This is a genomic window from Sandarakinorhabdus sp. (genome assembly GCF_040398665.1).
Taxonomy (GTDB): Bacteria; Pseudomonadota; Alphaproteobacteria; order Sphingomonadales; family Sphingomonadaceae; genus Sandarakinorhabdus.
Genome location: NZ_JBBATQ010000009.1, coordinates 134,974 through 148,663 on the forward strand (window position 1 = coordinate 134,974; position 13,690 = coordinate 148,663).

The 13,690-nt window shown below is 67.6% G+C and carries 13 protein-coding genes and 1 tRNA gene; 6 read left to right on the forward strand and 8 right to left on the reverse strand.

Translation table 11 applies throughout. The annotated features are described in order from the left end of the window. Positions 1-31: 31 nt before the first annotated feature. The 6 genes from trxA to ABWP22_RS12295 form a co-directional block, all read right to left on the reverse strand. Positions 32-349 carry a thioredoxin gene (gene trxA / locus ABWP22_RS12270; RefSeq protein ID WP_353200265.1) on the reverse strand — a complete coding sequence of 106 codons (318 nt, stop codon included), beginning with the start codon at positions 347-349 and terminating at the stop codon, positions 32-34. 96 nt (positions 350-445) lie between these two features. Continuing rightward, complete coding sequence (addA, locus tag ABWP22_RS12275; RefSeq protein WP_353200266.1) at positions 446-3,892, reverse strand: double-strand break repair helicase AddA; 3,447 nt, start codon at positions 3,890-3,892, stop codon at positions 446-448. After that, a complete protein-coding gene (gene addB / locus ABWP22_RS12280) occupies positions 3,862-6,849 on the reverse strand; it encodes a double-strand break repair protein AddB (RefSeq protein ID WP_353200267.1) in 2,988 nt (995 codons plus the stop codon). The genes addA and addB overlap by 31 nt, the downstream gene beginning before the upstream one ends. A gap of 72 nt (positions 6,850-6,921) precedes the next feature. Continuing rightward, complete coding sequence (locus ABWP22_RS12285) at positions 6,922-7,536, reverse strand: winged helix DNA-binding protein (protein ID WP_353200268.1); 615 nt, start codon at positions 7,534-7,536, stop codon at positions 6,922-6,924. Positions 7,537-7,732: 196 nt separating this feature from the next. After that, positions 7,733-8,197 carry a hypothetical protein gene (locus ABWP22_RS12290; RefSeq protein WP_353200269.1) on the reverse strand — a complete coding sequence of 155 codons (465 nt, stop codon included), beginning with the start codon at positions 8,195-8,197 and terminating at the stop codon, positions 7,733-7,735. A 41-nt stretch (positions 8,198-8,238) separates the two neighbouring features. Next, positions 8,239-8,559 carry a hypothetical protein gene (locus tag ABWP22_RS12295; protein ID WP_353200270.1) on the reverse strand — a complete coding sequence of 107 codons (321 nt, stop codon included), beginning with the start codon at positions 8,557-8,559 and terminating at the stop codon, positions 8,239-8,241. A 157-nt stretch (positions 8,560-8,716) separates the two neighbouring features. Here ABWP22_RS12295 and ABWP22_RS12300 point away from each other — a divergent pair, with 157 nt between their 5' ends. The 4 genes from ABWP22_RS12300 to msrC all read left to right on the forward strand — a co-directional run bounded on the left by ABWP22_RS12300 (position 8,717) and on the right by msrC (position 10,819). Continuing rightward, positions 8,717-9,100, forward strand: coding sequence for a VOC family protein (locus ABWP22_RS12300; protein WP_353200271.1), 384 nt, complete (start codon positions 8,717-8,719; stop codon positions 9,098-9,100). Then, positions 9,073-9,597, forward strand: coding sequence for a GlcG/HbpS family heme-binding protein (locus ABWP22_RS12305; RefSeq protein WP_353200272.1), 525 nt, complete (start codon positions 9,073-9,075; stop codon positions 9,595-9,597). The genes ABWP22_RS12300 and ABWP22_RS12305 overlap by 28 nt, the downstream gene beginning before the upstream one ends. Before the next feature lie 203 nt (positions 9,598-9,800). After that, positions 9,801-10,322, forward strand: coding sequence for a translation initiation factor IF-3 (gene infC / locus ABWP22_RS12310; RefSeq protein WP_353200273.1), 522 nt, complete (start codon positions 9,801-9,803; stop codon positions 10,320-10,322). Between the two features lie 5 nt (positions 10,323-10,327). Then, positions 10,328-10,819: a free L-methionine (R)-S-oxide reductase MsrC gene (gene msrC, locus ABWP22_RS12315; protein ID WP_353200274.1), complete on the forward strand. Its 492-nt coding sequence runs from the start codon at positions 10,328-10,330 to the stop codon at positions 10,817-10,819. A gap of 24 nt (positions 10,820-10,843) precedes the next feature. Here the strand turns inward: msrC and ABWP22_RS12320 are convergent, their stop codons facing one another. After that, positions 10,844-12,409 (reverse strand): M56 family metallopeptidase, encoded by a 1,566-nt coding sequence (locus tag ABWP22_RS12320; RefSeq protein ID WP_353200275.1) that lies wholly within the window; start codon positions 12,407-12,409, stop codon positions 10,844-10,846. Beyond that, a complete protein-coding gene (locus ABWP22_RS12325; RefSeq protein ID WP_353200276.1) occupies positions 12,406-12,771 on the reverse strand; it encodes a BlaI/MecI/CopY family transcriptional regulator in 366 nt (121 codons plus the stop codon). The genes ABWP22_RS12320 and ABWP22_RS12325 overlap by 4 nt, the downstream gene beginning before the upstream one ends. A 155-nt stretch (positions 12,772-12,926) precedes the next feature. On the opposite strand from ABWP22_RS12325, the gene ABWP22_RS12330 reads away from it, so the two are divergent. Continuing rightward, a tRNA-Gly gene (locus ABWP22_RS12330) sits at positions 12,927-13,000 on the forward strand. Positions 13,001-13,099: 99 nt separating this feature from the next. After that, positions 13,100-13,576 carry a D-Ala-D-Ala carboxypeptidase family metallohydrolase gene (locus ABWP22_RS12335; RefSeq protein ID WP_353200277.1) on the forward strand — a complete coding sequence of 159 codons (477 nt, stop codon included), beginning with the start codon at positions 13,100-13,102 and terminating at the stop codon, positions 13,574-13,576. The last annotated feature ends 114 nt before the right edge of the window (positions 13,577-13,690 follow it).

The following is a 13,690-nucleotide window of genomic DNA, read 5'->3' on the forward strand; positions in this document are numbered from 1 at the left end:
CCGCCCTCTCCCGCAAGGGGAGAGGGGGAAATTAGCCCAACGCGCCGACCAGCCACGCCTTCAGATCGCTCTTCGGCTTGGCGCCAACTTGCGTCGCCACCGGCTTGCCATCCTTGAACAGGATCATGGTGGGGATCGACATCACGCCATAGCGGCCCGGCGCATCGGGGTTGTCGTCGATGTTGACCTTGACGATATCGACACCGTCCAGTTCGGCATCCAGTTCTTCCAGCGCCGGGGCGATCATGCGGCAGGGGCCGCACCATTCGGCCCAGAAATCCACCAGCACCGGCTTGCCGGCCTCCAGCACCTGGGCGTTGAAATCGGCATCGGTCACGGCTTTGGTCATCGTCTTGCTCCTTGGTCCCGGCGAGATACGCGCCCTCGCGGGAGACGGCTCAGCGCATCAAGATAGGCGCTGCCGCGTCGCCATTCAATGCGGTGTTCACCGTGGCTGCCATGTCGCCAGCACATCGCGGGGCAGCTCGATCAGGCGCGGCCCGGCGGTGTACAGCAGCGCCGCGCGCACGTCATGGCCGGGAAACACCGTCCGCAACGCGGCGGCATAGGCGCCCAATTGCGCGGCATGCGCCGGTGGCACGGCACCGGCATTGGCCGGCACGCGGCTGCCGGTCTTGTACTCCACCGCCAGCACGTGCGTTTCGCTCACCAGCAGGCGATCGATGCTGCCGGCGATCACCTGCCCGCCAACCACCGCCGCCACCGGCGCCTCGGTCAGTGCGCCGCTCGCAAACACCGCGGCAAAGCCCGGATCATCCAGCACGCGCAGCACGGTTTCGACCAGATCATCGACATCGAGATCGGGCACATTCAGCCTGCACCAGCGCCGCGCCACATCGGCCCGCTGCGCTGCCGACAGATCGGGCCCCAATTCTGGCAAGGTTTCGAACAATCTGTGCAGCGCCGTACCGCGCCGCGCCGCCGCGCGCCGATCGGGGGAGGGCGGCGGATCGGCGACCGGATCGGGGCCAAGTGACGATGGGCTGAGCGGTCGCGGCGGCCGTGCCTCTGGCGGCGCTTGCTCCCGCCACCAATGGCCCAGCGGCAACACGCCGGCGGCTGGCGCAACATCGGTCGCCGCCAGCGCTGCGGGCGTGCCGCCGCGCAAATGGCGCACCGGCTGCGGCCAGGCTTCATGATCCTCGGCCACCAGCCCGGCATCCGCCAACGCGCCGGTCACCGCCGCATACCAACTGTCGGGATGCACGTCCCATTCCCTGGTCGGCTTGGTCGCGCCGCCGATGCACAAAATCTCCTCGGCGCGGGTCAGGGCGACATACAGCAGCCGGCGATCTTCGGCGTCGCCATCCCGCTTGCGTCGGTCCTTTGCCTCGGCAATCCGTTCCGGCGGCACCACCAGGCCGGGCGGCAGCCACAGCGGCAGATTGGCGCCCTGGCCATCGAGCGGCAGCGCCACCATGCCGCTGCGTTTCTGCGGCGGCGCACAGGCATCGGCGAGGATGACGATGGGCGCCTGCAAGCCCTTGGCGCCGTGCACGGTCATCAATCGCACCGCATCCAGCGCGGCTTCGGGGTCGCGCTTCACCTCCAAATCGTCGGCGGCCATCCAGGCCAGAAATGCCTGAAGGCTGGCTGCCCCGGCGGTTTCGCAGGCCAGCGCCTGATCGAGCACCGTGTCGATGGCGTCGCGCGCCTCCTCGCCCAGCCGCGCCAACAGCCGCGCCCGGCCCTGCAACGGGCCTGACAGCACCGATTCCAGGAACTGATAAGGCGACACGTTTGCGCCCAGCCGCAACAATTGGCCCAGCCAATCACGTGCCGCCATCACAGCGGGCGCTTCGCTGGCCTGCACCGCCGCCCACAGGCTGGCCGTGCGCCCCGCCGCCAGATCGGTGAGCTGCGTGTGGGTCAGCCCGACCAGCGGCGACACCAGCAGCGCCGCCAGCGTCAGATCATCGCCGGGCTGGCAGACGAACTGCACCAGCGCCACCAGATCGGCGACCGCCAGCGGTTCCGACAGATTGAGCCGGTCCACCCCGGCCACCGCCACGCCGCGTTCATGCAGCGCGCCGACCAGCGCGCTCATCAGGCGCCCGCGCCGCCGCACCAGCACCATAACATCCTGCGGCGCCGCGCGCCGTCCGCTGCCGGGCAGCACCAGCGGGTTCGGCCCGGTCAACCAATCGGCGATGGTGGCCGCAATGCGCCGCGCCAGATCAATCTCGCTGGCAAGTCCAGCCTGGCCGGCGGTACCGGGTTCGGCGTCCTCATCCTCCTCGTCGCCGGTATCGGGCAGCAGGGGCGGCCATAGCGTCACCACGCCGGCCTTGGCCTTGAACGCCGTGTGGGGCGGCACCGCATCCCCGCCAAACGGCACGGTGCCGACGTGGCCGATCACCCGGTCCACCACATCCAGGATCACATCGGCGGAGCGGAAATTGCGCGACAGTGGCACTTCCATCCAGCGCTCCGGTTCGGCCTCGCACTGCTGGAAGAATATCTCGCGGCGGTCGGCATAGACCAGCGGATCGGCGCCCTGGAAGCTGAAGATCGACTGTTTGAAATCGCCAACCACGAACAGGCTGCGGAACTGATCACGCTGGCCCAGCCCGGCGAAAAATTCCTCCACCAGCGCGGCGATCACTTCCCACTGCGCCAGATTCGTGTCCTGCGCCTCGTCGACCAGCACATGATCGATGCGACTGTCGAGCTTGAAGCGCACCCATTGTGCCGCCCCCGGCGCGGCGAGCAGGCGCACGGCCGCGGCGATCATGTCGGCATAATCGATCACCCCGGCGCGCGCCTTGGCCGCCTGCCAATCCTGCGCCAACGTGATGGCGAGCCGCAGGTGCCGCCCGCTGATGGCCAATATCTGCCAACGTTCCTGTTCGGCGCGGATGGTCAGCAATTGATCCTGCACATCGGCGCAGAGGACACGCCAATTCGGATCGAGCGCATCAAGCCCGTTCGGGATCAGATAACTGCCCTTTTTCGGTTCATTCTTCGTGGAGTAAAAACACGCCCACAGTCCCTTGAGACGCTCCGTGTGGTCGGCTGTCCGCATGCAAGCATCCAAGTCGACAGACAGTTCGACCGCACGTTTGCCACTCTGCTGACCGAGCACCTTGACGAGCAGTGCCAGCCGCGCAAGCGGCAACGTCGCCAGCGCGGCGACCAGCGCCGCTTCGGCGCTGCCGCCATCCGCCGGCAAGCCCAGGAAGCGCCGCAGCAACGGATCGACGCCTTCGATGCGCAGCGGCACCAAAGCCTCCTCGTACGTGGCGGCGGCGTTCATCAATTCGTGCAGCCGGCCTTCGCCACCATCCAGCGCCACCTCGTCCAGATCGGCGCGCAGCACCGGATTATTCGCCATTGCACCGATCAGCGCTTCGTTCAGCACGCGGCCGCGCAGCAGAATGCCGGCGCGATCGTCCAGCGTCTGGAAGCCGGGGCTGATCGCAGCCTCCACCGGAAAGGCGGCGATCAGGCCTTGCGCAAAACTGTGGATGGTCTGGATGGCCAGGCCCGCCGGCGTCTCCAGCACGGCGGCAAACAGGCTGCGCGCAGAGCTGAGCGTGTCGGCATCGGTAGCGCCGCCAATGGCCGCGATATCGCTGGCCAGCGCCGCATCGCTGCACCCGGCCCAGTGCGCCAGCCGCGCCATCACCCGGTTCTGCATTTCCGCCGCCGCCAGCTTGGTGAAGGTGAGGCACAGAATCGCCTCGGGCCGCGACCCCGCCAGCAACAGGCGCAGCACGCGCGCGGTGAGCACCTGCGTCTTGCCGGTGCCGGCCGATGCCGCCACCCAAGCGTGCACATCGGGATTGGCGGCCTGCGCCTGTTCGGGCAGCAGCGGGCTCAGGGGTTTCACCGCCGCGCTCATGCTGCTGATCTCGGCCGGCTGATCCATTCCGGCACCCGCGCCAGATGATCATAATCACCCCAGGCCCATTCGGGCCGCAGCTTGGGCTCGAACGGGTTCTCGCTGAGCAGATAATGCGCCGCCAGTTCGCCAGCGCGCGCCACGGCCGCCGCCACATGCGCGGCGGCATCGATCGGGTCCTTGCCGTTCAATGGCGTGTGCACGGTGCCGGCGGCAGCGCGCGAGCCCTGCAACTGCCAATATTCGATGGCGATAGGCGTACCACCCGGCAGCAACTCGCCATTCTTCACCAGCGTGCCGGCTGCGGCCATGGCAAGGCCCAGCGCCAGTTGGTTGGCCTGCAGGCTGCGCACCCGCGCCTTGGCCGGCGGCTTTCCGGTCTTGTAATCAATCACCAGCAGCTCGTCGCTTTCAGTGCGGTCCACACGGTCCACCCGACCGGTCAACGTGATGCCACCGGGCAGCATGATCTCGCCCCTGGCTTCGGCGACCAGCTGCTTCCAGCCCGCCTGTTCGCGATCCAGAATCTTTACCCCCGCCCAGTGCAAGGCAGCGCGCATGCGCGGCACCCAGGCGGCAGCGAGCAGCGGGAAATGCTTCGCCTCGCTTTCCAGTTCCGCGGTGATGATCTGATCGAGCCGCGTGAGGCTGAAGTTATTATCGTCGATCCAGCGTTCGAGCACGTCATGCACCAACGTGCCGCGCATCGCCGCCGTCGGGTCCTGATCGAGCGGATCGAGCGGCCTGAGTTTCAATATATGTTTGGCATGAAAGGCGAAGGGATCGGCGATCAGCGTGTCGATTTCGGTGATCGACAGCTTGCGCGGCCGCAGCTTGAGCGGCGGATTGGGGCGGGGCGGCGGCTGCGGGCGCGGCGCGGCGGCGCCATCGAGCGCGCGGGCCAGCGCCACCAGATCATCGCGGCGGTGCAGGTGCGGGCCGCCATGCGCCTGCAGCCGCAGCCACAGCCGCGATGGCAGGCGCGGCCCACTGGCATCGCGGCGCGCGCGGGTGATCAGCACGCGCGGCGCGGCGGCGGCGCGCAGGAAATCCTGCGCGGCCAGGCCCTGCGCCCGCGCCGTGCCGGGCAGGCCGAGCCGGGCGCGGATCACCGGCGCCAACCAGGGATCGGGTGCCGGCTGGCCGGGCCAACTGCCTTCGTTCAGGCCGGCGAGGATCACCACATCGGCACGGGTAAGCTGCGCCTCCACCGGGCCCAATATGCTCAGTCGCGGATGGCCCTGGCCGGGCACGCGCACAGTGCTGCCCCGCATCAAGGCGCTGAGCAGCGCCGGGGCTTCATCGGGCCTGAACGCGCCGAACAGCGCGCCATGATCTTCGACCGCCGCGATCAGCGCCGCCAGTTGCCGGCCATCGGGGCCGGACCAGCCATCATCGCCGGCCAGCGCGGTGATGGCCAGGCGCAGCCCCGCCATCAGGCCGGCCAGATCGGCCTGACCAGCCTCGCGCAGCGCCTCCAGCGGTGCCAAGGCAGCAGCGACATCCTCCCACCACGCCGCCATGGCGTCATGGTCGCCGCGCGTCTCGTCGACGAAATTCAGGATCGCTTCGCCGGCGGCTTCCAGCCCCGGCGGCGGCCGCACGCCGCGCAAGGCCAGATCGGCCGTCAGCACCGCCGCGGCAAAATCGCGATCGCCGCGCCGGATCAGGCTGTGTTTCAGCACGGCCAGCAGCCGGGTCGGCGCGAACGCCTCGGCCATCGCCGCGACCAGATCCTGCGCCAGCGCGCCTGGCGGCATCAGGCCGAGCGGGGTGCCGGCCGAACTGTCGATGGCAATGCCCCAGCGCTGGCAATGCGCCGCAACGCGCCGCGCCAGATCGGGATCGGGGGTGATCAGTGCGGCGCGCTGGCCCGGCTGTTCCACCGCTTCGCGCAGCGCCAGCGCCACCACTTGCGCCTCTTCGGCAGCGGTCGCGCATTCGGCGAGCGCCACATGATCAAAAACTTGGGCTTCCGGCACAGGCTGCGCCTGGGCAGCCACCGCCGGCGCCAACGCCGCCACCAGCGCCGCCGCGCGGCCCGGCGGACCATCCAGCGCGCCGCCGTCGTGCGCCCAGCGCTGCACATCGGCCCGCGTCAGGCCCAGCCCGGCGAGCAGGGTCTTCAACGCCCATTGCGGGTGGCCGGGATCGCCGCGCTGGCCCAAATCGGCGTCGGCAAGGCGGATGCCGTCCCAGCGCGCCTGCCCCGCCGCGCCTTCACCGTCATCAAGGCCGGGCAACACCACCAGCCCCTGGCGCAGACGCAAAACCGCACCGAGCAAGCGCAGGATCGCCGGGGTCGGGTTGGCAATGCCGGCGGCGACGACCAGCCCTGACGGCGCGGCCATCCCCCATCGCGCGATCAGCGCATCGATCAACTGGCTCAGCCGCGTCGCGCCTTCGATGCCGCCGTGGCCAGCGCGCGCCTGCGGCCACACCGCAATCACCAGTTCCAGAAACGCCAGCGTCTTCTGCCAATGATCGGCAAGATCCTGACCATCGGCAGCACTGCGCAACGCTTCGGGATCAATCTCTTCGGCCAAGAGCGCATCGAGCACCTCGCCGAGCGCATCGCCCAGCCGCAGCCGTTCCACCGCCCCCCGGTCACCCGGCAGCTTGGCCGCCAGCCGTGCCAGTTCGAAACGGCGCAGCAGCGGCGGCACCGCCGGCTGGATCGGTGCATCACCGGCCGCCAGCCGGTCAAAGCCGGCATCGTCCAGATCGCCCACCGGCACCAGCCGCGGCAACAACAGGCCGCCACCTTCCACCTGACGCGTCCCCAACTGCCGCACGAACGCTTCGGTCACGGCGGTCACCGCGCGCCGATTGGGCAGCAGCACCAGCGACCGCGCCAGCAACAACGGGTCAGCCGCCGTGCGCGCCAACAGCCCCTCCGCCAGCGCATCGGCAAAGGCGACGTGCAGCGGGATGTTGAACAGCGGCAGCAGGCGGGACGGCAGATCAGTCACGCGGACCAGCATAGCCGGAGGGCGGCGCTGCACCAGCCCCCCAGGCAAGTTGCCAGCCGTGAATTATGCGGGACAGGTCACGGCCTAGGCGGCGCGTTGATACCGCGCCCGCACCCGCTGTTCGGTGCGCAAACTGTCCGCCGCCATCGCCAGCATCGCCTGATAGGTTTCCGGCGCGATGGCGAGGAAGCTGCGGCGCCCGTCGCGCTGGCAGGGGCGGCGCACGATCAGGCCTTCGCGCGTCATGCTGTTGATCCAGCGCAGCGCCGTGGTGCTCGGCACATCGGCGGCAATGCACAGGCTGGTGACCGAGGTTTCCCGCCGCCAATATTGCGCCACCGCCAGATCGAGCAAGATGTCCCACGCCGGTTCGCCCAGCGACAGCGCCGGCAGGTGCCGCGCCCGCAGGCGGCGGATGCGGAACTGGCTTTCCAGGAAGGCGACACAATCGCCTTCGGCCACTTCGATGGTTTCGGCCGGCACGGCCGACCCTTGCCCGACCAGCCGATCGGCGAGCGCCGCCAGCCCCTGTGCCATGTCTGCGACCTGGCGTGCGATCGTCATGGCTTGTTCCGATCCACCCGGATCGACCCCGAACTGCCCCGATCGCATCTGGCCGGCCAGCGCCTGCAAGGCCAGCAGATCGAGCCCGGACCGGCCGGCGCCGATGGCTTCGACAACAATGCCATGTGGAACCATTCCATCCGGGACGACGCCGTCAGGGTCGGGCCCGCCAGGCCCGTGCAGATTGTTGATCCTGGTATCATCCGGCGGCCGTGCCGGCGCAATCCGCACGACCGGTATCGGCCCGGCCTGCCCGAAATCACTTGAACCAAACCCCTGGGAAAAGCCTGCATCCTGCCCGGCATCCATCATAATCAATGCGCCCCCGCGCTCACGGCCAATCGGCAGAAATTTGTAACAGTTGCTCGAGGTGCTGGATGCAGGGAGGCTGCTCCAATATGGACAGTCCATGGCTGGAAATATGTTCATTCAGGTGTTTGTCTGGTGACCAGACGGCGATCGGCGGCAGCGGCGCGCCCGCATCGGCCGGCAGCATGGCCAGGCACAGATCAGCTGGCGGCAGCATGGCCGGGCCCGGCGGGGCCTCGAACACGACCCAACCCAGGATTTCGGCAAGCATCGCCACCGGTTCGACCAGGGCCGGCGGCAAACCGAACAGCGCCAGCCGCAACGGCGGCCGCGCCGCCACGCCGGCATGTCCCGCCATGCGTGGTCCTGCCGTGTCGGGGGCAGCATTGACCACAGCAGGGTCCGGGGCCCGATCGGCCTTGGCAAATTCAGCCTGCATCGCGGTCACAGTGCCTCCGGCGACGACGGCCCTGCGCCGCCCGGCCATGGCAACGGCCGGGTGCAACCATGCTTGTGCAGCCAAAATGGTTAGCCGGCAAAAACCATCAATTGTTCAAGCGCCGCCAGCGAGACCGGCATCACCAGACGATCAAGGCCGGCCGCTGCCATCTGCGCCATCACCGGCCGTTCATCACAGGCAACCGAGATGATGTTGCCAGCCGCCCGCATCGACAGGCGGGCCGATCCTGCCCCGTTCGCCACTGCCTGATCGTCGCTCACGACCGTCCAGCCCATGATTTGAAACAGCAGGCTGATCTTCTCAGCCTCTTCGATCGGGATTTCAGCCAGGCATAATCGCCCGCCACAGCACACGTCCCTTTCCGACGGTGCGATCCTTTGTCCGATCACTTTGCAACCCCATTTTCGACCCACTCACAATATTAACCATCTGCTAACAAATCGCAAGGTCAACAAGCTCCAAACCGGACGCAAAGCCGCCATCTCGACACTCGCTCCCAGCCATGCTTGGATGCGAGGGAACACACACCAACGGGGAAGATTCGCGATGTTCAGCCATATCATGGTCGGTGCCAACGACACCGCCGCATCAAAGGCCTTTTACGATGCCACGCTGGGCGCCACCGGCGTCGCACCGGGCTTTGCCGACGACAAGGGCCGGGTGTTCTGGATGACGCCCACCGGCATCTTTGCCATTTCCAAGCCGATCGACGGCAATCCGGCGTGCAACGGCAATGGCAGCACCATCGGCTTTGCCATGGCCAGCCCGGAACAGGCCGATGCCTGGCATGCCGCCGGTCTGGCCAATGGCGGCACCGCCTGCGAAGATCCGCCTGGCGTGCGCCCGGGCGCCATGGGGGCTTTGTATCTGGCCTACTTGCGCGATCCGGCCGGCAACAAATTGTGCGCCCTGTATCGGATGCCCGCCTGATGCGCGCGCTGGCCCCAATGCTTGCGCTGGCGGCGCTGGCGCTGGCTATCCCCGCAGCCGCACAACTGGTGAAGGACAAGCCGGTTCTCACCCTCGCGGGCGCCAGGATCATTTCCGATGCCGCGCAAGCCGAAGCCGAGAAGCGCGGGCTGAAGGTGACGATCGTGGTGGTCGATCCCGGCGGCGTGCCGATCGCATTGCGGCGCATGGACGATGCCTCGATGGCCGGGCCGGAGATCGCCAGCGGCAAGGCGCAGACATCGGCCCGGCTGGGCAATCCGACGGCGCTGTTCGAACAACGGCTGCAAAAGGAAGGCCAGTTGCGCTATCTGAGCTTTCCCGGCGTGGTGGTCGCCTCCGAAGGCGGTATCCCCATCAGGCTGGGCGGCAAGATTGTGGGGGCGGTTGGCGTATCGGGCGGCACCTCCCAGGAAGACGGGCTGATTGCGGCGGCGGGCATCACGGCGCTCGAACAGCAACTCGCCGCCGGAAAATAGGCTGACGCATCAAGGCCGAGGACGCGTGAATTCCACCCTTCGTGACGGGCTTTTGCGGCCTGGAGCGTGGAATCGATGCGTTCACGGCCGAACCGGGTCAGCGCCTCTTGCCGCTGCCCCCGCTGCCGCGCTATTGGGGCTGCGGGCCGGCACAGGCCAAAGACTCAGGAGAGACTGTCATACCACCGCCACCACGCCGTTTCATGAACACGCCCGCGCCGATTTCCGGGCCGCTTTATGATGAATTCATCCGGGCGCCCAAGGTCAGGGTCATTGATCAGGACGGTGAGAATCTCGGCGTTCTCTACACGCGCGAGGCCATGGCCATGGCGCAAGAAGCCGGGTTGAACCTGGTGGAGGTCTCGCCTGGCGCCGACCCGCCGGTGTGCAAGATCCTCGATGTCGGCAAATTCAAGTACGAGGCGCAGAAAAAGGCCGCCATCGCGCGCAAGAACCAGAAGACGCAGGAGATCAAGGAGATCAAGATGCGTCCCAACATCGACGAGCATGACTATCAGACCAAGATGAAGGCCATCAATCGCTTCCTCGAAGAAGGCGACAAGGTGAAGCTCACCTTGCGTTTCCGCGGCCGCGAATTGAGCCACGGCGAGCTTGGCCTGAAGCTGCTGGAACGCGTGCGCGACGACACGGCGGAACTGGCCAAGGTGGAGCAACTGCCCCGCCTGGAAGGCCGCCAGATGCTGATGGTCATCGCGCCGCGCTGATCGGCATGTCGTTCGCCGCCGCCGCCCTCACCGGCCCGAAGCCGGAGCAATATCATGCGTTCAATCAGCAATTGGCCGCGCTGATCGGCGATGAACGCGATTTCGTCGCCAACATGGCCAACATGGCGGCGCTGATCTTCCACCAGTTGCCCGATCTCAACTGGGCCGGATTCTATCTGATGCGTGGGCAGGAACTGGTGCTGGGACCATTCCAGGGCAAGCCGGCCTGCATCCGCATTCCGCTGGGCCGTGGCGTGTGCGGCACGGCGGCAGCGACACGGGAGACACAGGTCGTGCCCGATGTCCACGCCTTCCCCGGCCATATCGCCTGCGATGCCGACAGCCGCTCCGAAATCGTCGTGCCGCTGATCCATGATGGGGCAATCATCGGCGTGCTCGATCTCGACAGCCCAAGGCCCGGCCGCTTCGACGAAGACGACCGGGCCGGGCTGGAGGCGGCAGCGGGGCTGCTTGTGCAGGCCAGCCTGCCGAGCTGAAGCCGGTGTCGGCCGGCGTTCAGATCATTTCTTGAACAGGAAGATCTCCTGGCGGTTGTTGGCCATGGCGGCATCAATGCCCTTCAGGGCCTGGGCGCGCTGCTCGGCTGAAAGCCCCGGTGTGGCTTCAATCGCGGCGCGAGCCGAAACCATGGCTTCACGCACCTTTTTCTGCATTTCCATGCCGCAGGTGGCGAGTTGCCCGATGTCGGCATCGGTCGGAAGCTTGATGCCTTCCTGATCGCAACGGGCGCGCATGTCGGCGCGAATTGCGGCAATATGGGCCTGCGCGGCATCGGCCGACTCGCCAGCCAGCCGGGCCTTGTCGATGCGGCGCACCATCACCATCCTGCGGCCATCGGCGGCGGTGGTCACCTTCACATCCTCATCGCCCGGCTTGCCGTCAGCGCCGAACATCATCACGTCCGGGTCGGCCTCGCCGCCGGCCTCGCGCACCAGCTTGCCATCCTTCATGATGATTGTGCGCACCACGGTCTTTTCGCCCTTGCTGGCCTTGTCACCCCCGGTGTCCTTGCCGTCCAGCTTGTGGGTGAAGATCATCACGCGCGGCGCTTCGGGTGCCGCAGGCGCAGCGGGTGCCGCAGGCGCAGCAGGAGGGGCAGCAGGTGCGACCGGCGGGGTGGGCGGGGCGGGCGGTGCGGGCTGTTCACCCGAAGCCGTCGCGGCCAGCGCCGCGCCAGCCAACCCAGCCAGCAGGAGGCCGCCAGCCACGCGCCGCAGCAAACCGATGTTGCGATCCTTCATCATTGCAATACGCTCCTTCAATTGGGATTTGTGGTTCATGGCGCACGCCGCCACGGGCGTTGCGATACAGGCGGATTTCAGCACCGCCCCGGCATAGGCGGCGCGCGCGCTGCCATCGCTGCCAGCCAGCACCGTGGCATCGCAGGCCAGTTCCTGATCGGCGCGGAAGGCCCGCCAGGCCATGTGCGCCAGCGGATTCCACCAATGCGCCGCCAGCACGACCAACCCGGCCAGATTGGCCAGCAGATCGCCGCGATCATGGTGGGCGCCTTCGTGCAGCAGCGTCATGCGGCGCTCGGCCGCGCTGTAGCGGGACAGGAAATCCGCCGGCAGCAGGATACGCCGCCGCCAGACACCCGCCGCCATCGGCCCGGGCACATGGGTGGACATGATCACATCCACCCCGCCCGCAGTTGTCAGCGGCGTGCCCTCGCGCACCGCCTGGCCAACAAAGCGTGCGTGCCGCGTCCATTGCGCCGCCAGCCACACCGCAGCGCCCACCGCCCACAGGATCAGCAGCAGCGCCGGCCAATCGATGACCAGCCCAGGCTCGGCCGGTGGCAGCAGCGGTTGGGTATAGAGCGCCGCATCGGCCGCCGGCACCAACGCAACGGCAAAATCACCGTCCGGTTTGGCGCGGGCCACCGGCGCGTAGAATGATTGCCAACCCGGCAACGGCGGCAGGATCATGCGCAGCAGCGGCAGCGCCCACAGCGCATAGGCAAACCGCGGCCCCCACAACAGCGCGACCGGGCGGCGCAGGATCAGCACCAGCAGCATCAGCAGGCTGCTGCCGATCAGGGCTTCCATCAACCAGGCGCTCATTGCTTCAACTCCCGGATCAGGGCTTCCAGTTCGGCAATGTCGGCGCTCGAAAGCTCGCCGCGCTCGGCCAGATGCGCCACCAGCGGCGTCGCCCGGCCGCCAAACAGCCGATCAACCAGCCGCCGCGATTCCCCCGCCGCAATATCCCCGCGCGCCACCACCGGGGCATAGAGGAACCGCCGGCCATCTTCGGTGGTGGACACGGCCCCCTTGGCCGCCAGCCGCGACAGCAAGGTCTTCACCGTGGCCAGCGTCCAGCCCATGCCGGCCAGTTCCACCGCCGCCGCCTGCGCGGTGAGCGGGCCTTGGCGCCACAGCACCTCCATCACCTGCCATTCGGCTTCACTGATCCGTTCGGTCATTGCGGCAGGCTCCCGGACTTGAAGATCGAATCGATTACATCTGTCATCGTACTACCGTTTACGCATGTAATCGTCAAGCGCTGTGTTGCGCGATGCATACAGGCACTTGGCCGGTTGACCGCCGCACACCGCCATGGCAATGCCACCTCCAGAGCGCGGGTATGATGTAATGGTAGCCTGCTAGCTTCCCAAGCTCGACGCGCGGGTTCGATTCCCGCTACCCGCTCCACCCAAGTTGCCGGCCAGACATGCCGGGCAAGCTGCTGATTTTCCTACAGCCCACACGTTGTGATAAATGCCTGCCCCCATTTGATTGGAAGGGCAATGCATGCAGCTTTCGAAGCATTTTCACCTGCGCGAATTCACCAGGAGCCAGACCGCGGCGCGGCGGGGGCTTGATAACATGCCGGGGCCGGTGGCGATCGATGCGCTGACGCTGTTGTGCGAGACCCTGCTGGAACCGGTGCGGCGCGAATTTGGCCGGGCCGTGGTGGTGAACAGCGGGTTTCGTTCGCCGGCGCTCAATCGGGCCATCGGCGGCGCGCGCGGCAGCCAGCATGTGCTGGGTGAGGCGGCCGACATCGAGATCCCCGGCCTGGCCAACGCGCAGGTGGCGCAGTGGATCGCTGCCCATCTGGCCTTTGATCAGTTGATCCTGGAGGCGCATGTGCCCGGCGATCCGGCGTCGGGCTGGGTACATGTCAGCATCGCACCCGGGCGGGCGCCGCGGCGGCAGTTGCTCACCGCGACGCCGAAGGGCGGCGGCCGGCCGGGGATGCTGTATCAGCAAGGGTTGCCGGGATAGCGGGCGGGTTGCCGCAGATTTGTCACCCCGGCGAAAGCCGGGGTGACGGCCGCTCGCGATCTAGGCCGTGAACTCATAAATTCCATGCCCCGGCACGGCCCGGAGCGGCCCGGC